This window comes from Streptomyces sp. DSM 116793, from assembly GCF_057320905.1.
The window spans coordinates 2,299,439-2,320,032 of the sequence record NZ_CM170494.1 but is presented as its reverse complement, the minus strand read 5'-3'; the positions used below and the strand labels follow the sequence as shown (position 1 = coordinate 2,320,032).

The following is a 20,594-nucleotide window of genomic DNA, read 5'->3' as shown; positions in this document are numbered from 1 at the left end:
GAGGCGCTAGGAGCCCGGCGTTCCGCCCGGCTTGGCTCCTCCCGAGTCCGGGTGCGGTGGGGTCTCGTCCCCGTGCTCCGGCCTGGCGGGGGGCTCCGGGTGGATGGGGCGGTCCGGCCAGACGCCGATGTGGTCCTCCTCGAGGTGCAGGAGCACGCGGTCCCGCATGCCCAGGGCCTCGGTGTATTCGGCGGGCAGGTGGAGTCGGCCCGCGCGGTCCAGGGTGGCGTACTCGCGGGCGATCAGGGTCTCCCGGCCGGTGGCCGCGTCGACCTCGGTGCGGCGCAGCACCTCGGTTGCGGTGCGGCCGTCCCGGATGGCGACGGTGCGGCGTACCTCGCCCGCGACCGCCGCGTCATGGGTGACGATCACGATGGTGGTGCCCAACCGCTCGTTCGCGGTGCGGAACGCGGCGAAGATCTGCCCGGCCGTGGCCGAGTCCAACTCGCCGGTGGGCTCGTCGGCGAGCAGCACCGCGGGGTCGTTGGCGAGGGCGACGGCGATGGCGACCCGCTGCTGCTGGCCGCCCGACAGTTCGTGGGGGCGGCGGTCACGGCAGTCGGCGACGCCGAGCAGGCCGAGCAGGTCCAGGGCGTGTTCGGCCGACCGGCGGCGCTCGGTGCGGCCGGCACGGCGCCCGAAGCCCGTCCATGCGCCACCGCCCCATCGGCTCGCCCCGTCACCGGCACCTCGGGTGCCGCGCCCGCGCGCCCCGGCACCGGCACCCTCGGCGCGTGCGCCCGCCCAGCCGTCGTCCCCGCCGCGTCCGCGCCGCCCCCGCAGTCGCATCGGGAGGGACACGTTCTGCGCGGCCGTGAGGTACGGCAGCAGGTTGCGGCTGGTCTGCTGCCAGACGAAGCCGACGACCTCGCGCCGGTAACGGAGCCGGTCCGCGGCCGTCATGGCGAGGAGGTCGTGGCCCGCGACCCGGGCCGCGCCCGCCGTCGGGGTGTCGAGCCCGGCGAGGACGTTCATCAGGGTCGACTTGCCGCTGCCCGAGGCGCCCACCAGCGCCAGCAACTCGCCCTCGGCGACCAGCAGGTCGAGGCCCTGGAGCGCCTGTACCTCCACCCCGTCCGTCGCGAAGATCCGCACCAGCCGGTCGCAGGTGATGAGCGCGTCATGGCCGTGGACGGGGCGTTCGCGGCGGGCCGCGACCCGGCGTTCCAGCTCGGCCAGCGTGGGATCCGTCGCCGCCATCACTTCTCCTCCGCCGCCATCGCGCGCTCCCCGGTCCCCTTCTCGTCCTCGCCGGCCACACCGCGTCCGGACCTCGCCGCCCTCACCGCACGTCCCCCGCCCGCAGCTCCACGACGGACCCTCTGCGCCCCGTCCACCACGCCTGGGCCGCCGCCACCGCCACCATGAGGGCGATCACGCAGAGCGCGGGCAGCAGCAGGGACGGCAGGTCCGTGGTGAGGTGGGCGGCGGGGGCGCCGGGCTGCCGGTCCGCGGGGAAGGCGAGGGCGTTCAGGTCGATGCCCGGGGCCAGCAGGCGGACGGTCGCCCAGCCGGTGGCGGCGCCGCCCACCGCGGCCAGTGCCGTCTGCGGCAGTGCCTCAAGGATCAGGAGCCGGCGGCCCTGGCCACGGGTGAGTCCCATCGTGCGGAGCCGGGCCAGCAGCGCGGCCCGCTCGGGGGCGGCGCGCGCCAGCGTCAGCAGCAGCGCGAGGAGTGCGTAGCCGGCGCCCGCCGCGACCACCGCCGTGTACACGCGCTGTGCGCCGGACTGCATGGGTGAGTCGACGTACCGGGCGCGTTGTTCGGCCCGCAGCTGGACGGCGGCGTCCGGGCCGGCGGCCTTGCGCACCGCCCGCGCGAGGCCGGCGTCCAGGCGGTCCCCGCTGACCAGCAGAGTGGTGGGGCGGGTGGGGCCGGGGAGGCCGGCGGCGTTCACGACGAGGAAGTCGTCGCCGGACACCGCGGGCGTCACCGCCCGCACCAGCACGATCCGCACGGTGACGGTGCGGCCGTCGGAGCGCAGGGTGACCGGGCGGCGGGTGCCGTAGCGCGCCGCGGCACCCGGCGAGGCGAGTGCGGGCAGCGGCGCGTCCGGCGCGCGCGGGCGGGCCAGGGCCGCCGCGGGGAACGGCCCGAGGTCCATGCGCCGTGCCAGCCGTGCGTAGCCGTCCGGCTCGACGCCGGTCAGCGAGACTGTCGGCTGGTCGACCGGGCCGTCGGCGGACTCGGCCTGGAGCGAGGCGCCGACGGGGGTGACATCGCGCACGGACGGCACGGCGCGCAGGTGTTCCACGAGCGAGGCCGGCAGCGGCCGGGTCGCCGTCACGCGCGCGTCCGCGCCGGTGGCCAGCACGGCGGCCCGGTCCCGCGCCCGGTCGACGCCCGCCAGCACCGAACCACCGAACGCGGCCGTGGCCAACGCCGTCAGCAAGGCGAGCAGGGGCAGCACCGAGGGGCCCGCGCCGCCGCCCGCGACCCCGCCGCCCGCGACCCCGCCGCCCGCGACCCCGCCGCCCGCGACCCCGCCGCCCCAGGCGCGCGACAGGCCCGCGCCGCCTCCGCCGGCACCTGACGGTCCGGACCGGCCGCCCGGCCGTGCCCCGGCCCCACCGGCGAGGCCGCCCAGCTGCCCCGCCCGGGCCAGCGCCAGCGGCAGCACCACACCGCGCAGCCGCGACGCGGGCCGCGCCGCCCATCTGAGGAGCAGCGGCAGCAGCCTGACCAGGGCGAGGGAGGCGATCACCCCGACCAGGACGGGCGCCGCGGACACCAGCACCGCACCGTCCCCCGCGCCGCGCCCGCGCAGCGCGGCCACCGCGCCCACGGCCAGGACGAGCAGGGTGAGTTCGGCGACGAGCCGCCGCATCCGGCGCCGTTGCCCCGCGGGCGCGCCGCGCCGCACCACCCGTGGGCCGGCTCCCGCCGCACGGCGCCGCCACCCCCGGCGTCCTGGCGCCCGCGCCCCCCGCCGCCCGGCCACCACACGCAATGGCAGCACCGCATGCAACGGCAGCACCGCACAGGCCAGCAGGGTGACCGCACCGGCCGCCGCCACCGCCGGCGCCCGGCGGGCGCCCGGCACGGTGAGCAGCGCGAGAACGAGACCGAGCGCCCCCGCAGGCACCGCCACCACCCCGGTCTCCGCCAGCAGCCGCCCGAAGAGACCGGCCAGGGAGCCGCCCCGGGCCCGCAGCAGCGCCAGCTCCGCGCGCCGCCGCCCGGCCGCGAGACCGCCGGACATCACCAGGACGACGGCGGCCACCGTGCCGGCGCCGAAGACGGCCACCGCCACGACCGGCGCGACACCCGAGCGGAGCGTGGCGTATCCGGCCAGAAGGCCGTCCAGGTCGGTGCTCGCGAGGGTGGTCCCGCCGGTGGCCTGCCGCACCCTCAGCAGCGCGGGGCCGCCGGTCGCCGAGGCCAGGGCGGCGCGGAGGCGGGGGACGCCGTGCGCGGTGAGCCGCGCGGTGTCCGGCGCCACCTGCCAGTACCGCTCGGCCCCGCCCGGGGCGCCGAGCATCGCCGGGGCCGCGTCCGGCGCGAGCAGCAGCGCGCCCACCCAGTACACCGGCGGGTCCGGGTCGGTGGACGGCTCGCGGGCCAGCGCGGGTGTGCGCAGCAGTGGCACCGCCGACCAGTACGCGCCCTTGGGCCGCACCGGATTCACGACGCCGGTGACCCGCACGGCCGACTCGGCGCGCACGGCGCTCGGCAGGTGCAGCACCGAGCCGACCCCGATGTGCAGGCGCCGCGCGGTCTCGCTGCTGACCGCGGCCTCCACCACGGGGGCGGTGGTATGGACCGTGCCGGTCGTGCGCGGCAGGCGCCCGGCGCGCACCCGGGCGTGCGCCGCGAGACCGTCCTGTGCGACCAGCACCATCTGCGGGGGCAGCCCGCTCGGCCGGGGCAGCCAGGTGTCGCGCCCGGCGAGCCGGCCCGTGCGCACGCCGTACGACGACTCGGCGGGGTCGGCGGCCAGCGGTCCGCGTCCCACCGCGCCCCGGACGCGGGCTGCGGCGGCCCGCAGCGCCCCGGCACGGAGGGCGGCCTCCAGCCGCTCCACCGGGAGGCCGATGCGCTGGTGGGGGTCGACATAGCTCAGCACGGACCGGTCCGGTGCCGCGGCCGCCACGGCCCGCCGCAGCGCGTCGTCCTCGTAACGGTCCACGGCCCGGGGCGTGCCCGCCGCCAGCCAGGCCGTCACCAGCACCAGCAGTGCCAGCGCCAGGGCCGCCCCGGGCGCCGCACGCAGCCGGGTGCGGACCCAGGGAGCGCGGACCGGGCGCGGTCGGGCGCGCATCCAGGCGGACCGGACCGGGAGCAGCCGGGTGCCGACCAGGAGCAGCCGGGCGCGGACCCAAAGGGCTCGTGCGCGGCGCGGGCCGGTGCTGTGGAGGCTGGCCCGCGCCCCGCTGGCCCGCGCCCCGCTGGCCCGCGCAGGGCGCGAGCGCGGGCGAGCGCGGTCGGAGGTCATCTCACTCCGCTCCCTGGGTGCGCAGCGTGGCTGCCGGCGTGGTGCGGCGGAGGGTGAGGAAGGCGGTGATGGCCGCGGGCGCGGCGGACACCCCCGCGAGCAGGAGCGCCACCCGGCCGACCGGGAGTTCGACGAGGACGCCGGGCACCGGGCGCTCGGCCGCCGGGGTCAGCACGATCAACGGCACCACGGCGCGGGTCAGCACGCCCCCCAGGGCGACGCCCACCAGCAGTGCCAGCGCCACCAGGACGCCGTACTCGCCGGCGACCATGCGGGCGAGGGCGCGTCGGCCCGCTCCCAGGGCGCGCAGCACCGCGAGCTCCCCGTTGTGCGCCCGAAGCGCCCCCGCCGTGCTCACGGCGAACCCCACCGCCGCCAGCCCGGCAGCGGCCACCGCCGCCGCGGTGAACGCGACCTCCGGACCGGCCCCCAGTGGGTCGTCCCGCAGCGCCCGTGCCGTCTCGTCCCGCACCAGGACCTGGGACGGGTCGATGTCCGGGCGGGCCCGCAGCGCCGCCGCGGCCTGCTCGGCTGCGCCGGGCGCGGTGTGCAGCCACCACTCGCCGGGCGCCACGCCCCGGCCGTCCTGCTCGGACAGGACACGGTTGACGGCGCGCAGGTCCACCAGCAGGGCCCCGCCGTCCGCGGCGGTCGCGGTCCGCCCGGCGGCGCCCCCGCCCCCGGCACCCCCGGCCTCCGGCGCCGTGGAAGCCACGGCGGACGCGTCGGGGCCGGTGGTCGGCAGCGCGCGCACCACGGCCGCGATCCGCACCCGTACCGTCCCGTTGCCGAACGGCACGTCGAGCCGTTCGCCCGGGTGTGCGCCCGTCGACGCGAGGAAGCGGTCCGTGGCGGCCGCCGGCACCTCCCGCACGCCCGGCCGGTCGGCGGTGAGCCGCACGGTGAGCGTCGGCACCTCGCCCCGGCGGGCGAGCAGCGGGGTGACGAACCCGGTGCCGTACGAGACGGACAGCCTTCCGGCCGCGCCGGGCCCCGGGCGCGCCAGGCGTGGCCCGGTCGGCCGGGCCCGGCCGCGCGGCTGCGTGACGACGCCGTCCAGCCGCGACGACGGCCGCCAGGCGGCGCCGGGCGCGACGGTGCGCGCGGTCCCCGCCGCGTCGACCGCGGCCAGCCGGTCGACGGTGAACTCCTGCCGTTCGGGCACCGCGGTCGGCTGCTGCACCTCCAGGTCCACGCCGGTCACCGTCAGCGGCCCGGCGACCCGGCGGTCCGCGCCGTCCCCGGTGCCGGCCAGGTCCAGCGGCATCCGGTGCGGGCGTCCGTCCACGGCCAGATGACCCGCCGTCAGCCGGTACGGCACCCCGTACCGGTCCTCCACGGTCACCGCGACGTCCGCCGCCGACCCGGACGGCGAGGCCCCGCCCGGCGCGTCCGGGCACCGGATCCGCAGCGTCAGGTCGAGCCGCACCGCGCCCCGTGGAAGCCGGACGGCGCCGGGCGGCCCCTCCGCCCCGGCCGCGGGGGAGCGGGCGGGGCCCGCCGCCAGCCCGGTGAGCAGCCGCTTCGCCGGCGTGCCGGAGAGGTCGTCCCGGAGCAGGAAGCCGTCCGCGGCCTGCCGGGTGTCCAGGGCGAGGACGGTGGCGGTGCGGTCTCCGGACAACGGCATCGGGGCACGCGCCGCGGGCGCCGCCTCCCGCACGCCCGGCACCGCCGCGAACAGCCCGGACTGCCCCGGTCCACTGCCGCCCGGCGTCACCACGCGCACGTCCGCGCCCGCCCCGAAGTCCGCCTGGTCGTCCTGCGAGCGGTGCCAGGAGGCGGCCTGGCCGATGGCCAGCATGCCGAGCGCCACGGCCAGCACCAGCAGCAGGACCGGCCCCGCGGCACGCATCGGACGGCGGCCGAGCCGCCACCCCGCCAGCGCCCCCGCCACGCCCCGGCCGCGCGCCGCGCGCCGCTCCGCGAGCCGGACCACCAGCGGCAGCACCCGCAGCGTCAGCACCGTGCCGGCCAGCAGCGCCAGGGCCGGGGCCAGGGCCAGCAACGGGTCGACCCCCAGCAGGCCGGAGCCGGTGCCGCCGAGCAGGCCCGCCCCGGCCGACGTCTGCCGGTGTACCTGCGCATAGGCGACCACCGCGATCACCACCAGCGCCCCGTCCGCCCCGGCCCGCACCGGCGCGGGCAGTGCCTGCGCACGCCCCGTGCGGAGCCGGCCCGCCGTCAGCGCCGGAGCGGTGACGGCCAGCGCACAGCCCAGGGCCACCACGGTCGCGACTGCCCAGACGGCGCCGGTCGCGCCGCCGGTCACCAGCCGGAGGCCGTCCGCCGTGCGCCCCGCGCCGCCGATCCGGAGCCCGATCCCGGTGAGTCCACCGCGTTCGGCCAGCAGTCCCGTCAGCGGCCCGGCGAGCAGCGGCGCCAGCACCGCCGCGGGCAGCGCCAGCAGCAGTGCCTCCACCGCGCCCAGCGCGGCGATCCCGCGCCGCGAGGCACCGCGCGCCCGCAGCAGCCCCGTCTCCGCCGCGCGCGCGGCGCCCAGCAGCCGGGCCACCAGCAGCAGCGCACAGGCGGCCAGCAGCGCCAGTTGCAGCGCGACGATGAGCAGGGTGGAGCGGCCGACCAGCAGGGCGCGCCGGGCGCGGTCCAGCACCTGGGGCAGCGCGGTCGTCACATCCGTGCTGCCGGCCAGCACCGGCGACTGCACCAGCGGCTTAGGGCCCTGCCGGGCCGCGGTGCGCAGCCGGTCGACGCGGCCGGTGGTGAGCGTCGAGAAGTCGGCGGTCGCCAGCCACCCGGTCTCTCCCGCGCTGACCCGGCCGCCGGTCAGTACGGAACGGGCGGCGAGGAGCGGCCCGTATGCCGTGAACGTGCTCTGCCGCACACCCCGGCCGCCGAGGCCGTCCAGTCGCCAGTACGGGTCGGTGGGGCGCACGGGCCGGTAGAAGCCGGTGATGCGCACCCGGACCGCGGGGCCGTCGAGGCGGTCGGTCAGGGTGAGGCGGCTGCCCGGGTGCAGCCCGAGCGGGCGCGCGGCCGTCTCGGGCAGCGCCACCTCCACCGGGCCGCCGGGCGCCGCCCTCGCCCTGCTCGGCGTCCTCGGCGCCCGGCCCGCGGTGATCCTGACCTGGTCCGCGTCCAGCGCCGCGAACCGCGTGAGGTCGGGGTCCCCGGACCGGGCCGCGGGCGGCTGGAGCGACCTCGGCAGGGCGTACGGGCCGGAACTCACCAGGGTGCGCACCGTCACGGGCAGCCCGTCGAAGGTGCGGCGCGCACTGCGGCGCACGGCGGCGCCGGCCGCGCCCCGGCCGGAATCCGGCACCTGCGCCCTGACGAGAAGCGCGCTGCCGGCGGCGTCACGGGTACGGAGGGTGTGCCGTAACGCGGCATCGCCGACCGCGCCGGAGAAGGCGGTGAGCGCGGCCAGCACGCTCGTGGTCAGCAGGACGGTCAGCAGCGCGGCCCCGAGCGGCAGTGCGTGCGCCCGTGCCCGCCTCAGCAGAAGAAGCCCCACCCGCCCGCCCCCCGAACGTCTGGTCGGATGGTGTCAGACCGGTGGGGCGGTGGGGAAGGGGCGCGGTGGCGCGCGGCCCTTGGACGTCGGCGGGGTGCCGGCCGGCGCCCGTTCCGAGCCCCGTCCCGGAGCCTCTTCCCGCGACCGGGGGACCGCGGCCCTCTCCTCTGGAGGGGACCCGTGCAGGGGGTGTCGCGGCCGGTGGCCGGGTGCGGTCCGCCGTGGCGCCGTTGGCCGTCGGCGGTCCGGGAGCTTCGTCGTGGCCGGCCCCCACCGACTGAAAGGCGTGGGCCCCGGTGAAGCCCCCCGGGCCCCTGCCGGGGGCGCGGGGGGCGAGGCCGGATGGTCAGCCCGGGGTGTTCACCATCGACGCGGCGGCGTACGTCAGGTAGTTCCAGAGCGTGCGCTCGTGCTCCTCGCTCAGGCCCAGCTCGTCGACCGCGTCCCGCATGTGCTTCAGCCAGGCGTCGTGCGCGGCGCGGTCGACCGCGAACGGGGCGTGCCGCATCCGCAGCCGCGGGTGGCCGCGCCGCTCGCCGTATGTCGTCGGGCCGCCCCAGTACTGCATCAGGAAGAGCGTGAGCCGCTCCTCCGCCGGTCCGAGATCCTCCTCCGGGTACATCGGGCGCAGCAGCGGGTCCTCGGCGACGCCCTGATAGAAGCGGTGCACCAGGCGCCTGAAGGTCTCCTCGCCGCCGACCTGCTCGTAGAAGGACTGCTCCTGAAGCGTGCCGCGCGGAATCTCATTCACGCCGTCCATGGTCTCAGACGGCGCGGGCGGCCACGCCGGCCCGAGGCCACCGCGACCGTCCCCGTCCCGGCACGGGTCCGCTCCGGCCTGTTCCGCCCGGCACCCGGTCCGTCACCCCGGCCCGCCCCGGTCCGGCCCCGCCCCTCCCCGCCCCGGTCCGGCCCCTCCCCGCCCCTCCCCGCCCCGGCACCGCGCCGCTCGCGCCCCCGGGGCACCCGCAGCACAGTGGAGGCATGACGTCCTACGCCCTCGACGACGACCTGGAAGGCCGGGCCGTCGCGGCGCGGGCGGCGCTGGTGCGGCAGATCGCGTCCGGCGGCGCCTTCGACGACGAGCCGGCCCTGCGGGACGCCTTCGCGGAGGTGCCCCGTCATCTCTTCGTGCCCTACTACTACGTGGGCGCGGAGGACGCCGACGGCGGCTACGAGCGGTTGTGGGGCGAGGACCCGGACCCGGCGCGGCGGGCCGCCTGGCTGCGCGGCGCCTACCAGGACACGGCGCTGGCCACCCGGGTGCGGGACGGCGAACTGGTGTCGTCCAGCAGCCAGCCGTCGCTGATGGCCCGCATGCTCGCCGACCTGCGCCTCCAGGACGGCCACACGGTCCTGGAGATCGGCGCGGGCACCGGCTACAACGCCGCTCTGCTCGCGCACCGGCTCGGCGACGAGCGGGTCACCACCGTCGATCTCGACCCGGAGATCACCGACTCGGCGCGCGAGCACCTGGCCACCGCGGGGCACCGCCCTGCCGTCGTCACCGGCGACGGCGCGCGCGGCTGCGCCGAGCGTGCCCCCTACGACCGGATCATCGCCACCTGCACGGTGGACGACGTGCCGCGGGCATGGCTCGCACAGTGCCGTCCCGGCGCCCGGATCCTGACGCCGTTCGCCACCGGCCTCCTCGCCCTGGAGACGCACGGGCCGGACCGGGCGGAGGGCCGCTTCCTGGCCTCGCCCGCGTACTTCGTGCCGCTGCGCGGCAGCTCGCGGGACGGCGGCCGGCGCCCGGCGGCGCCGACCGCCCTCGGCCGGCTGCCGCGCAGGGCGCTGGAGGCCGACTCCTTCCGGTTCCTGCTGGTGCTGGCGGAAGGGCGGCTCGAACCGGGGGAGGCGCTCCGGGTGTGGGACGGCGCGGGGCACCCGGGGCGTGAGCGGTACGGGATCACCGTCGACGGTGAGCGGACCCGGATCTGGCTGGACACCCCGCGCGGCCCGCACGGCTGGGATCTGTGAGGCGCCGACGGTGGGGCTGCGCCCCGCGAGGGGCGCGCCCCTCGCGGTCGCGTATCCCCACCGGCCGGTAGGAGCTCAGCGAGCCCCGAAAGGGGGCGCCGTCAGCCGCGGCGGATGGTGATCGTCGTCCACGCCCCGACGTGCACCCGGTCGCCGTCCTGGAGCGGTACGGGAACGAACGGCTGGATCGGGTCCTCCGCGCCGTTGACCGTGGTGCCGTTGGTCGAGTTCTGGTCGACGACCGCCCAGGAGCCGTCGGGCTGCTGGACCAGCATGGCGTGCTGGTGCGAGACGCCCGGGTCCTCCGGGGGCACCGAGAGGTCGATGTCGGGGGTGTCCCCGGTGGAGTGCCGGCGGCGGCCGATGGTGATCCGCTCGCCGGTCAGCGGGCGCTGCTGCTCGGGCGAGTACGCCGGGAGGTTGAGGCCCGTCGCCTCGGGGCCCGAGCGCTGCATCATCGCCATGAAGTACTCGCGGTCGGGCCCGATCGTCACGGACCACGTGGCGGGCGGCGCATAGCCGCCGGGCCCGCCAGGGGCACCCGGACCGCCGGCCCCCGGCGGCGGGGGGCCGGGCTGCCGGTAGCCGGGCGGGGCGCCGACCCCCTGCTCGCCCGTGGCCGGCGGCGCCGGCGGGCCGGCCGCTCCGGCCGGCGCGGGCGCGGGGGCCGAGGGCGGCGAGATCACCCAGTCGTCGTCACCACCGGCGGACGGGGGCGGCGGGGGGCCGGGCACATGGCCGTTCCCCTGCGGGAAGCCGGGCGGCGGCGGAGGCATCGCCCCGCCGGGCTGCTGCTGGAACGCGGCCGGCGCGCCACCCGCGGCGGGCGCCCCAGGACCACCGGACGGGTCACCGAACCCTCCGGGACCCCCGGGTCCCGGAGGCGGCGGCACCGGGCCGCCCGCCTCGCCGCCGAACGACGGCGGGCCGGGCACAAGCGGCTCCGCGGGCCGGTTCACCCGCGAGGGTCGCGAGCCCTGGTACTCGTACGGCTCGCGCCCGGCCGGCGCCGACTGCTGGAAGTGCATCGGCGGGGTGCCTCCGGGGCCGGGCACCTGCGTGCGCGGGGCCGCGGGTGTGTAGGACGTCGCCGTGTTGGTGAGGAAGTTCCAGCGGCACTCCTCGCAGAACGGCGCGCCCCCCTCCCGCGGGGTGTGGCACTGCGGGCAGAGCTCCGGCTCCGCCTGCCCCGTGCCGGGTCCGGCGGCCGCGGGCGCCGGCGGGTAGCCGTACGCGGCCGGCGGCGGGGGAGGGGGAGGCGGGGGCACGGCGTTGGCCATGCGGTGACCGCAGACCTCGCACCAGTCATCGGAGCGCGACTGGTGTCCGTTCGGGCAGGTCAGCATGGTGGCGCTTCCCCCTCTCCTTCTCCGGCCGGTGGCCGGCGAGTCAGGACGTTCCGGTCGTCCTTAGGCGTGCTGTCGCTTGCGCGTGCTGTCGTCCGAGTCTGCCCTGCTCGCCCCCGGCGCGGGGCCGGTTCGTGTGGGGACGTGACATACCCGACGCGGATCCCGGACATCACCACGGGCGTGACCGCGGTGCCGCGACGTCGATGGCGCGACAGCTGTGACGCAACTTCCGTGCCCCGGGGTTCTGCGGAACTCCCGCTCTCTCGGGCCGGGGGCGGCGGCCTTCCGGGCTCCTTCACCTCGCTGCGGCCTCCTACGACGCCGCCTTCCTCGTCGACTTCTTCACACGGACCGTCTTCGTCGACCTCGTGTCGAGCGTCATCTCGTCGGCGTCCGCGACCCGTGCTTTCAGACGCACAGTACCCGCCGCGACGTCCACCACGTCCACCACCTTGGCGAGCAGTTTCGCGGTGTCCTCGTTTCCCAGCGCGCCCGCGAGCTGAACCGCCCGGCCCAGCTTGGCGGTCGCCCCGTCGTCGTCGCCGGCCTTGCGGGCGTCCAGGCCCTCCCGGATCACCTGGGCCAGCTCGGCCTGGCCCGTGTAGTGCGCGACCTGCGGATTGATCGAGGTGGAGGCGGCGAGGTCGTCCGTCCACACCGCGCGGACCAGGCCCTGCGCCAGCGTCTGCACCGCGCCGTCGTCCCCCGGGACCACCAGGGAGGCGCGGGCGGCGAGCATCTCCTGGCCGATGCCCGCCGGCGGCACCCGGACGCAGACGTGGTAGTCGCGCGACTCGTCGCCCCAGGAGCCGGTCGGGTAGTCGCCGGCGCGCGGGCCCACCTCCGTGCGCCGGGTGGTGAGCTCCTCGACCGCCGGCGCGACCTGCTTGACGAACGCGACCTCCGCCCCCACGGGCGTCCACAACCGCAGTGAGACGTCTGCGACCTCCTTGCCCATCGCCGCCTCCATCATCCGGGTGAAGTCGTCGGCGAGCCCGGCCGGGTCGGGGACGATGTCGGCGCTGCCGAGCAGCGCCGAGGCGATCCCCGTGACCTCCTTGACCTCCCAGTCGGTGCCGACGCCGCGCGCGTCGCAGGTGAAGCGTCCCGCGCAGGCCTCCAGCGCGGCGCGCAGCTCGTCGGCGGACTCGTGTTCGTTGCGGCCGTCGGTGAGCAGGATGCCGTGCCGCAGGGCGGCGTCGGCGGACGACAGCAGCCGCTCGGCGAGCCGCAGCCAGGTGCCGATCGCGGTGCCGCCGCCCGCGGAGAGCTTCCGCAGCGCCTGCTTGGCCTGCTCCCTGGCCCCGGCGTCGGCCACGGCGAGCCGGCCCCCGCCCGGGTAGACCTCCGTGGCCTTGTGGGTGCCGCCTATCACCGCGAAGCGCACACCGTCGCGCAGGGTGTCGATGGCGGCGGCCGTCGCCTCCCGGGCACCGCGCATCTTGGTCGGCGGGTAGTCCATCGAGCCCGAGCAGTCCACCATGATCGCCACTGCCGCGTCCGGCACACCGGCGCCGGCGAGGGTGCCGCCGCCGGTCGCGGTGACGGTCACGATGGCGTTGACCTCGCGGCCGCCGTCCGGCAGGTACTCGTTCTGGTAGACGTCGACCGCGAACTGCGGGACGTGGGACTTGGAGAATCTGGCCATGGCATCCGCTCCCCCTCAGCTTTCCCCACGGCGGGTGGGTGACAGTTTCCCCAACGGCGGGTCACAACTCTCCTCGCCGGTCGTGATCGTGGCCGCGTCCCCGCGCCGGGCGGCGCGGGACGCGGCCCTCTCAGGCCGATCCTGCCCCCGGCTGCGGAGCCGGGAACGGCAGTACGGCCACTGTTACGTTGTCGTGGCCGCCGCAGTCGAGGGCGTGGCCGACCAGGACACGGGCGGCGCCCAGCGGCCGCTGCGCGGCGTCCGGCGGCAGGACGGACGCCATGTCCCCGGCCGCCTCCGCGTAGTTCCACAGGCCGTCCGTGCACACCACCACCACGCCCGGCCGGTCCGGCTTGAACGCGGCGGTGTGCGGCTCCAGTTCGTAGGCGTCGGCACCGAGCCAGCCCGTGATGGCGTGGGCGCGCTCGTCGGCGTAGGCCTCGGCCTCGTTCATCAGACCGGTGGCGACCATCTGGGCCGCCCAGGAGTCGTCCTCGGTGAGCCGGGCGGCCGGCGCGGTCCGGTCCACGGGGACCCAGTACGCGCGGCTGTCCCCGACCCAGCCGACGATGAGCAGGTCCTTCGCGACGATCGCGCCGACCAGCGTGCAGGCGGGCGCGTTCTGGTTCGGGCCCTGCTCGCGGAGCGTGGCGGGCTCCCCGGCCAGGGCGTTGACGGCGTCGGACGCGGCGATGATCGCCTCGTGCATGGCCTGCTGGGGGTGCGTGCCGCGGGGCAGCGCCGCCAGCAGCGACTCGGTGGCGGCGCGCGACGCGGCGGTGGAGGCGTCGTCGGGCCGGCTGGCCGACGACACCCCGTCGCAGACCACGGCGACCACCGCGGGCACGCCGTCCCCCAGCGCGGCCTGTGACACCGCGAACGCGTCCTCGTTGCGGTGGTGCCTCAGGCCCCGGTCGCTGACGGCGGCCACCGAGCCCAGCTCCTGCTCGATGTGGTCGCGCTCGCGCGGCTGGGCCTTGCCGCAGTTCTCGCAGTAGTCGTCCCGGTCGACCCGGCCCACGGCACAGAAGACGCAGAGCTTCGCGTCCGGCGGGGGCCCGGGCAGGGCGCCCGGCTCGACCGTGCGCGGATCCCGCGGCGCGCCCTGGGCGGACGCGTCCGGGGCGGGCGTGTCGTCCCGGACCCTCCCGGACACGGCCGCGGGCGGCCGCGGCGCGGCCAGTTCGTAGTCCTCGGGCTCGGCGGCGGGGGCCGGTACGGGGGCGGTTCCGGCGGTGCCCGGGGCGGCGGCCGGTGCGGGCTGGGCCCCGGCGGCGGGCGGTTCCGGGGGTGCGGGCTGGCCGGCGGGAGCGGGGGTGGTGCCCGCGGCCGGGGTGGTGCCCGTAGCGGGTGCGGGCCCCGTGCCGGGCGCGAGGCCCGTGCCCGGTGTGACTCCGGTGCCGGGGATGCCTCCCGTGGCGGGGACGGTGCCCGTGCCGGGCGCGACTCCCGTGCGGGGAGCGGTTCCTGCGGCGGTGTCGGTTCCTGCGGCGGGTGCGGTTCCCGTGCCGGGGGCGGTTTCTGCGGCGGGTGCGGTTCCCGCGCCGGGGGCGGCTGCCGGGAACGAGGGCGGCTGGGATGGGTCCTGGGGTCCGGGTGCGCCCGCGGCGGGGGTGCCCGGTGCGGGCGGGGCCTGCGGTGCCGGTGCGCCCGGTGCGGGCGGGGCCTGCGGTGCCGGTGCGCCCGGGGCTTGCGGGGCCGGCGGGGTCATCGCGCCCGGTACGGAGGGGTTCTGCGGGCCCCCGGCCGCCGCCGGGACGGTGGGCCCAGCGACCGGCGCGGTCGGGCCCGGGAGCGGCTCCTGGGCGGCGCGGGCCGTACCGCCGGCCGCCGCCCCGGTACGCACGGGGAGTTGCCCGCCGTTCGAGTCGGTGCCGGGCAGGTCGGTCGGCAGGTGCACGGGCGCGGGCGGCTCCGAACTGTCGGCTCCCGGCGCCGCGGGCCACTCGACGGAGGCGGGCGGCGTGCCGTCCGGGCCGGCGACGCGGCCGGGGGCGCCGGGGCCCCCGGTGCCGGCCGCCTGGGAGCCGTTGGACCCGGGGGCCGCAGACCCGGGCCGGGCGGCTCCGGGGTGTGCGGCCGCGGGGTGCGCGGTACCGGGCCGCGCGGCTCCCGGGTGCGGGGCGGCATGCTGCCCGGTACCGGGCACCGGGGTGTCCGGAAGCGTGCTGCCGGGGCCCGCCGGCGCCGCGGCGCCCCGTGCGGGGCCGCCGGGAAGGCCGGGACCACCGGAGCCGCCGAAGGCGCCGGGGCGGCCAGGGCCACCGAGGCCGCGGGGACCGCCGAGGGCGCCGCCCACCGGGAGAGTGGGACGGTCCACGGCCGCCCACAGCGTCGACAGGTCGTACCCGCACACCCCGCAGAAGCGGTCACCCGATTCGACCGGCTCCTCGCAGGCCGGGTTGGGGCACGTCGACCCGGCGGCCGACTGGGGCATCTGCGACATGTTCACACCCACGTCCGGGGGCGGAGGCGGTTGGCCCGCTCCACCAGTTCGATCCGCTCCTTGCCGCTGTCCGTGAGCCGGGCCAGCGTCCGGTACGACCGTTCCAGGCCGAAGCGGAGGCCACGTTCGTCCAGTTCGCTGCCGAGCAGCACGGTTCTTCCGCCGCCGCGGGGCGGGGCGGAAGCCTGGCTACCGGAGAGTACCCAGTCCAGGGCGGTCCCCAGAACCTCCGTCGACAGCAGTTCCCTGCGGACCGCGTCCAGGCCGAACGCGACCAGGGCCTCCACCTGCCCGGCCGCGGCCGTCAGGTCCGCCAGGAACGAGGGGTCGCCGCCGGGCGGGCCGGGGTCCCCGGGCTGCGTGGCGAGCCGGTGCCGGAGCCTGGCCCGGACCGCGGCCACCCGGGCGGCCGTGTAGTGGATCGACGACTCCGGCACGGACTCCAGCGTGCGCACCGCACCGCTGCGGTCCCCGGCCGCGAACCGCACCCGGGCGAGGCCGAACGCCGCGCTCACATAACTCGGATCGGTCGTCCACACCAGCCGGTAGTACTCGGCGGCGTTGTCGAGCTGGCCGAGCACCTCGGCGCAGATACCGAGGGCGATCTTGGGCGCGGGCTCACCGGGGAAGGCGTCGTAGACGGCGTCGAAGGAGAGCGCCGCGCGTGCGTGGTCGCCGGTCGCGAGGGCCACCACGCCCTGGTACCAGATCACCCGCCAGTCGTCGGGGTGGTCGCGCTCCAGGGCGTCCAGGGTGCCGGCGGCGGAGGTCAGTTCGCCCATCTCCAGGCGGGCGCGCAGCTCCCTCAGGCGCAGCTCCGGGGAGCCCGCGGGAGCGGTGCGCAGGGCGCTGATCAGCTCGCTGGGGGCGGAGGCGATGAGGCCGGCGAGGAAGCCGGCGTTCGGGTCGTTGGCGTCGACCCGGGGGATCGGCAGGGCCAGGGCCGCGGCGGCCGCGGAGGCGCTGCCGAGCGAGACGGGCGCCGCACCCGGGCCCGCAGGGCCCGCCGGGTCCGCAGGGCCCGCCGAGCCCGCCGGGACGGGCGCGGGCGGGGGAGGCGCGGGCGGCAGGACCGCCGCCGCGGGCCCCGGGGCCTGGGCGGGAACGGGGGCGGGCGGCGCGGCGCCCACCCCGGGCGGCGCGGCGCCCGTCCCGGACTGCACGGCGCCCACCCCGGGTGGCACCGCCGGGGCCGCGCCACCCGGCGCCGGACCCGACGCCACCGCGGCGAGACCCGCGACGGACGGCACGGTCCCGGCCGGCGGGACCCCAAGGGGCGCGGCGCCCCGGCTGCGCGGCGCGGGCGGCGGGCGCAGGCCGAGGCGGGACACCTCGGGCGTGGCCTCCTTGAACAGTTCCGTGTCGGTGACCTTGAGCTCGGGCCCGAAGAGCGTGGACAGCGCGGGCCGCGGGCGGCCGGTCTGCAGCGCGACGACCTCCCGGAGCACGCCCGTGAGCTGCTCCGCCATCTCCTGCGCGGAGGCGAACCTGCGGGCCGGGTCCGGGTCCGTGGCGCGCACCAGCAGGCGGTAGAACGACTCGTACTCGCGGAACACGCCGATGTTGTCGGGGTCCGGGAGGGAGTCCACGAAGACGTTGGTGTAGCCCTGGAAGTCGAAGGTGAGGACGGCGAGGGTGCGCGCGACCGTGTAGAGGTCGGAGGCGACCGAGGGGCCCAGCTCGGCGACCTCGGGGGCCTGGTAGCCGACCGTGCCGAAGATGGCCGACTCGTCGTCGTCCATGCGCCGCACCGCGCCCATGTCGATCAGCTTGAGCTGGTCCTCGGTCTGGATGGCGTTGTCGACCTTGAAGTCGCAGTAGAGGAGATTGCGGCTGTGCAGGTGGCCGAGGGCCTCCAGGGTCTCGATGCCGTAGGCGCAGGCCTGCTCGACCGGCAGCGGGTCGCGCCGCCCGTCCGGAGTGCGGCGGCCGTTGGCGATCTCCTTGAGCGACTTGCCGCCGACGTACTCCATGACGATGTAGCCGTCCATGGAGCCGGTGCGCTGGTCGAGGTGCTCGACGAAGTTGTAGATCCGGACGATGTTGGCGTGCTCGATCTCGGCGAGGAACCGCCGCTCGGAGATCGCCGCCGCCATCGCGTCCTGGTCGCCGGTGTCCAGCAGGCCCTTGAGGACCACCCACCGGTCGGAGACCGCCCGGTCCACCGCCAGGTAGATCCAGCCGAGGCCGCCGTGCGCCAGGCAGCCCACCACCTCGTACTGGCCGTGCACGATGTCGCCCGGCTGTAGTTTCGGGACGAACGAATACGGGTGCCCGCACTTGGTGCAGAACCCCTCCGTGCGCCCCGGGCGGTTGCCGCGCGGGCGGCCGACCGGCGCGCCGCAGTCGGTGCGCGAGCAGAACCGCTTGCGCTCCGGCACCTCGGGGCGCTCCAGCACCATGGCGCGCGGATCGGGACGCGGCACCTCCGGCATCTTCACCAGGCCCGCGCCGAGCCTGCCGCGGCCCGCGGTGCCGGCACCGGAACCCGAGCTGCGCACCGACACCGAACGGGCCGTCGTACGTCCCGCCAGCGACCGCGAGAGCCGCCCCGAGACGGACCTGCGCGAGGTCGCGGAGCGCGCCGAGCGCCCCGTGCCCGTGCGCCCCGAGGCGGGCCCGGAGCCGCGCACCGAGCCGCTGGCCGGCCCCTCGGCGGCGCGCCCGCCCCCGGGCTGCCCCGCGATGCCGGTCGGCGGGGAGCCCACCATGCCGTTGGCCGAGACCACCGGGGCGAGCCCGCAGGTGTCGCAGTACAGCTCGCCGCCGCCCACGTCCTCGTAGCTGCCCGTGCAGTCCGGGCGCTGGCACGCCTGCCCGCTCATGCGTCCCCCCTGTGGCCCGTGGGCCCGCCCTGCTCGGGCACCCGGGGGGAGAGCGCCTCGGCGGCGGCCTGCTGGTAGCGGAACACCGCGGCCTCCGCGGCGCGCAGGTCGCACGGCGCGCTCCACAGCATCCGGCGGGCCGCGTCGTACCGCTCGACGAGGAACGGGTCCTCCGCCATGCCGTGCTGGGCGACCTTGGCCTTGTAGGCGTCGAGGCGGCCGCGCAGCTCGGCGCGGACCGCGAGCGGCGCGGTGACCGCGGTGAGCGACTCACGGGCCCGCAGCAGCTCGTCCTCGGCCTTCTCCTCCAGGGACTCCAGCAGCGGCGACAGGCGGTGCCACTGGCCGTTCCTGCGGTACTCGGCGGCGGTGGCGAGCTGTTCCTGGAGGGCCGTCGGCGGCCCGGAGACCGCGGGCACCTCGGATGCCGCGATCTTGGCGAGCACCTCCCCGCGCGCGGCGCGCGCCTCCGCGAGGGTGCGGTCCGCCCGGGAGAGCACGTCGCGGAGCTTCACCAGCCGCGCCTCGGCGTCCTGGCGGACCGTCAGCACCGCCTCGATCTCGCGGCGGACGTCCTCCAGCGCCCGGGCCTCGCGGTCGTACCGCTCGGTGTCGGGCCGGCCGCCGCCCGGTGCGGAACTGCCGGTCGCCGCGGGCTTCCAGAAGGCGAGCGGGTCGGAGACCACCTGCGCGCGCAGGGCGGTGAGCGCCCGGGTGATGCGCTCCAGGTCGTCCCCCGCGGGGTGCTCCCCGGGGCGCACGCCGACGGAGTGCGCGAGCTGCCGGGTGCGCTGGAGCTCGGCGGAGAGCAGGTCGATACGGGCGGGCAGCGCGGACCACACGGTGTCGGCCGCGACGACCAGGTCCAGCGATCCCGCGTAGAGATCGTTCATCCGCGTCACCAGCGTCGTCAGGGAGAGCAGCTCGCTGAGCCGGGCCGGGCCCTTGCCGGCCGCCGTGCCGGAGACGGCGATGCTGTCGCCGCGCAGCAGCTCCGTCAGCTCCACCAGGTCGTCCCGGCTCGGCCAGCGCCGCCGCGCGCGCAGTTCGCGGGCCGTGCGCAGGGCGTCCGTGTAGGCGTCGAAGTAGGCCCACAGCAGGGTGATGGAGGCCTCCGCGGCCGCCCACCGCTCGCGTGTGGTGCCGGTCAGCTCGGCGCCTTCGAGGAGTCTGCGGCCCGCGTGGTCCTGGAGGGCGAGGAGCGAGGTCTCGATCGCCTCGTGCTCCGCGCCGAGCCGCGCCAGCGCACGGTCCACCTCGTCCCGGTCCATCACCGGCCCAGGAGGTCCCGCGACGCCCATCGATCACCTCTCCGCTCTCGGTCCTGCCCGGTGCCTGTTCCCGGTTCCTGCCCGTCCGGCGGCGTTTCAGCCTCCGCCGGGGCGATCGCCGGTCCCGGCCCTCGGGCGCCTGCCGGGATCACGCCCCAACTCTGCACTGCCGCCCACTTCATCACGTGTCGTCAGCATCGGTCATGTGGTGTACCGCGGCTTCGGCGGCCCGGGCGTGTCGCCCAGGTCGTCCAGGAGCCAGTGGTCGTAGGACTTGCGCCAGTCGCTCTTGCGGTAGTCGACGAGGATCTGGTTGACCCGGCGGACCAGGTCGTCCGCGCCCTTCTTCATCGCCACGCCGTAGAACTCCTCCGTGAACGGGGCCCCCTTGATCTCGATCGTGGGGTCCTGCGCCGCCTGGCCGGCGGCGAGCGCGCTGTCGGTGACTATCGCGTCGGCCTCGCCGAGCTGGAGCCGCACCAGGCAGTCGAGTTGGTTGGGCACCTGGATGGAGATGTCGGCACCGAACGACTTCTTCTTGAGCTCGCTGAGGGCGGTGGAGCCGTCCGCCGAGCAGACCCGCTTGCCCTTGAGGGTGGCGTTGTAGCCGGTGATGCCGGAGTTCTTCGGGGCCAGTATCTGCTGCCCGGTCTCGAAGTAGGCTGTGGAGAAGGCGACGTCCTTGGCGCGCTTGCAGGTGATGGTCATCGTGCGCACCACCATGTCGACGTCGCCGCGCTTGATCGCGTCGACACGCTGGCTGGTGGGCACCGCGCGGTACTGGACGGCATCGGGATCGCCCAGGATCTGCTTGGCGATCTCGTGGACGAGGTCTATGTCGAAGCCCTCCGGGTCGCTGTTGCCGATCTTGTTCGGGTCCCGGTAGCCCCAGCGGTAGCTGCTCATGTCGATGCCGACGACAAGGTACTTCTTCTTCTTGATGGCGTCGATCGTGGGCCCGTCGGCGGAGGACGGGCGCAGGCTGGCCTCCGGGTGGCTGCATGACTCCGCGGCCGCGCCGCGCGCCTCGACCACGCCTTTGGACGCGGGGCCGTCCGCGTCGGCCGCGCGCTCCTGCGCACGGGACAGCGGCAGCAGGGTGAGCGCGGCCGTCAGGACGCAGGCCGACGCCATCGCGGCCACCCCGCCCCAGCCCCGCAGCCGG

The 20,594-nt window shown here is 77.4% G+C and carries 11 protein-coding genes; 1 reads left to right on the top strand and 10 read right to left on the bottom strand.

The window, feature by feature from the left end; all coding sequences use genetic code 11:
- Window positions 1-6: 6 nt before the first annotated feature.
- The 4 genes from ACSMXW_RS09600 to ACSMXW_RS09585 form a co-directional block, all read right to left on the bottom strand.
- Window positions 7-1,200 (bottom strand): ABC transporter ATP-binding protein, encoded by a 1,194-nt coding sequence (locus ACSMXW_RS09600; protein WP_485805226.1) that lies wholly within the window; start codon window positions 1,198-1,200, stop codon window positions 7-9.
- Window positions 1,201-1,282: 82 nt separating this feature from the next.
- Window positions 1,283-4,261 (bottom strand): ABC transporter permease, encoded by a 2,979-nt coding sequence (locus ACSMXW_RS09595; protein ID WP_485805225.1) that lies wholly within the window; start codon window positions 4,259-4,261, stop codon window positions 1,283-1,285.
- 175 nt (window positions 4,262-4,436) lie between these two features.
- Window positions 4,437-7,907: an FtsX-like permease family protein gene (locus ACSMXW_RS09590; RefSeq protein ID WP_485805223.1), complete on the bottom strand. Its 3,471-nt coding sequence runs from the start codon at window positions 7,905-7,907 to the stop codon at window positions 4,437-4,439.
- A 346-nt stretch (window positions 7,908-8,253) separates the two neighbouring features.
- Window positions 8,254-8,667: a globin gene (locus ACSMXW_RS09585; protein WP_485805221.1), complete on the bottom strand. Its 414-nt coding sequence runs from the start codon at window positions 8,665-8,667 to the stop codon at window positions 8,254-8,256.
- A 224-nt stretch (window positions 8,668-8,891) separates the two neighbouring features.
- Here ACSMXW_RS09585 and ACSMXW_RS09580 point away from each other — a divergent pair, with 224 nt between their 5' ends.
- Window positions 8,892-9,890 (top strand): methyltransferase domain-containing protein, encoded by a 999-nt coding sequence (locus ACSMXW_RS09580; protein WP_485805219.1) that lies wholly within the window; start codon window positions 8,892-8,894, stop codon window positions 9,888-9,890.
- Window positions 9,891-9,991: 101 nt separating this feature from the next.
- Here the strand turns inward: ACSMXW_RS09580 and ACSMXW_RS09575 are convergent, their stop codons facing one another.
- From ACSMXW_RS09575 to ACSMXW_RS09550, 6 genes are all read right to left on the bottom strand, one after another.
- On the bottom strand, window positions 9,992-11,236 hold the full coding sequence (locus tag ACSMXW_RS09575) for an FHA domain-containing protein (protein ID WP_485805217.1): 1,245 nt from the start codon (window positions 11,234-11,236) through the stop codon (window positions 9,992-9,994).
- Window positions 11,237-11,552: 316 nt separating this feature from the next.
- Window positions 11,553-12,887: a VWA domain-containing protein gene (locus tag ACSMXW_RS09570; RefSeq protein WP_485805215.1), complete on the bottom strand. Its 1,335-nt coding sequence runs from the start codon at window positions 12,885-12,887 to the stop codon at window positions 11,553-11,555.
- Between the two features lie 130 nt (window positions 12,888-13,017).
- Window positions 13,018-14,598 carry a PP2C family protein-serine/threonine phosphatase gene (locus ACSMXW_RS09565; RefSeq protein WP_485807921.1) on the bottom strand — a complete coding sequence of 527 codons (1,581 nt, stop codon included), beginning with the start codon at window positions 14,596-14,598 and terminating at the stop codon, window positions 13,018-13,020.
- A gap of 737 nt (window positions 14,599-15,335) precedes the next feature.
- Window positions 15,336-18,158 carry a serine/threonine-protein kinase gene (locus ACSMXW_RS09560; RefSeq protein WP_485805213.1) on the bottom strand — a complete coding sequence of 941 codons (2,823 nt, stop codon included), beginning with the start codon at window positions 18,156-18,158 and terminating at the stop codon, window positions 15,336-15,338.
- On the bottom strand, window positions 18,155-19,459 hold the full coding sequence (locus ACSMXW_RS09555) for a hypothetical protein (RefSeq protein WP_485805211.1): 1,305 nt from the start codon (window positions 19,457-19,459) through the stop codon (window positions 18,155-18,157). The genes ACSMXW_RS09560 and ACSMXW_RS09555 overlap by 4 nt, the downstream gene beginning before the upstream one ends.
- 171 nt (window positions 19,460-19,630) lie before the next feature.
- Window positions 19,631-20,563, bottom strand: coding sequence for a glutamate ABC transporter substrate-binding protein (locus ACSMXW_RS09550; protein WP_485807919.1), 933 nt, complete (start codon window positions 20,561-20,563; stop codon window positions 19,631-19,633).
- Window positions 20,564-20,594: the final 31 nt, after the last annotated feature.

What these genes read in the sequence shown, in the direction of transcription:
- ACSMXW_RS09565 (WP_485807921.1), bottom strand. Translation starts at nt 14,598, where the DNA reads ATGACCCCGCCGGCCCCGCAAGCCCCGGGCGCACCGGCACCGCAGGCC.
- ACSMXW_RS09600 (WP_485805226.1), bottom strand. Translation starts at nt 1,200, where the DNA reads ATGGCGGCGACGGATCCCACGCTGGCCGAGCTGGAACGCCGGGTCGCG.
- ACSMXW_RS09595 (WP_485805225.1), bottom strand. Translation starts at nt 4,261, where the DNA reads ATGCGCGCCCGACCGCGCCCGGTCCGCGCTCCCTGGGTCCGCACCCGG.
- ACSMXW_RS09550 (WP_485807919.1), bottom strand. Translation starts at nt 20,563, where the DNA reads ATGGCGTCGGCCTGCGTCCTGACGGCCGCGCTCACCCTGCTGCCGCTG.
- ACSMXW_RS09580 (WP_485805219.1), top strand. Translation starts at nt 8,892, where the DNA reads ATGACGTCCTACGCCCTCGACGACGACCTGGAAGGCCGGGCCGTCGCG.
- ACSMXW_RS09555 (WP_485805211.1), bottom strand. Translation starts at nt 19,459, where the DNA reads ATGGGCGTCGCGGGACCTCCTGGGCCGGTGATGGACCGGGACGAGGTG.
- ACSMXW_RS09570 (WP_485805215.1), bottom strand. Translation starts at nt 12,887, where the DNA reads ATGGCCAGATTCTCCAAGTCCCACGTCCCGCAGTTCGCGGTCGACGTC.
- ACSMXW_RS09585 (WP_485805221.1), bottom strand. Translation starts at nt 8,667, where the DNA reads ATGGACGGCGTGAATGAGATTCCGCGCGGCACGCTTCAGGAGCAGTCC.
- ACSMXW_RS09560 (WP_485805213.1), bottom strand. Translation starts at nt 18,158, where the DNA reads ATGAGCGGGCAGGCGTGCCAGCGCCCGGACTGCACGGGCAGCTACGAG.
- ACSMXW_RS09575 (WP_485805217.1), bottom strand. Translation starts at nt 11,236, where the DNA reads ATGCTGACCTGCCCGAACGGACACCAGTCGCGCTCCGATGACTGGTGC.